The sequence below is a fragment of the Bradyrhizobium sp. MI1.11 genome (genome assembly GCF_055811255.1).
In genome coordinates this window covers 1-326 of the sequence record NZ_JBVVPM010000220.1, presented here as the reverse complement: position 1 = coordinate 326, position 326 = coordinate 1, and the positions used below count along the sequence as shown (strand labels likewise).

Sequence of the window (326 nt, the reverse complement as noted above, 5' to 3'; positions counted from 1 at the left end):
GCGATCCGCCGCACCTTCGGTTCGGCCGCTGCGATCCAGCGCTGCCAGATCCACAAGGCGCGCAACATCATGGAACGCCTGCCGAAAGAGCATCATGCGCCCACCCGTCGGGTGCTGCGCCAGGCGTGGGAGCTCGATGACGCCGACAAGGCTGAAAAATTGATCCGCAATCTCGCGCGTCGCCTCGACCAGCAATGGCCCGGCGTCGCGGCCAGCATCCTCGAAGGCCTCGACGAAATCCTGACTGTGGTCCGGTTGAAGCTGCCGAAGGAGCTTCGTCGATCGCTCGCCTGTACCAACATCGCCGAGAACATGATGGGCACCAT

Annotated in this window: 1 protein-coding gene; it reads left to right on the top strand. The window is 63.5% G+C overall.

All coding sequences use genetic code 11. The features are described from left to right. Positions 1-326 (top strand): transposase (locus AC0L30_RS43175; RefSeq protein WP_473406811.1); only part of this gene is annotated, 326 nt, incomplete at both ends.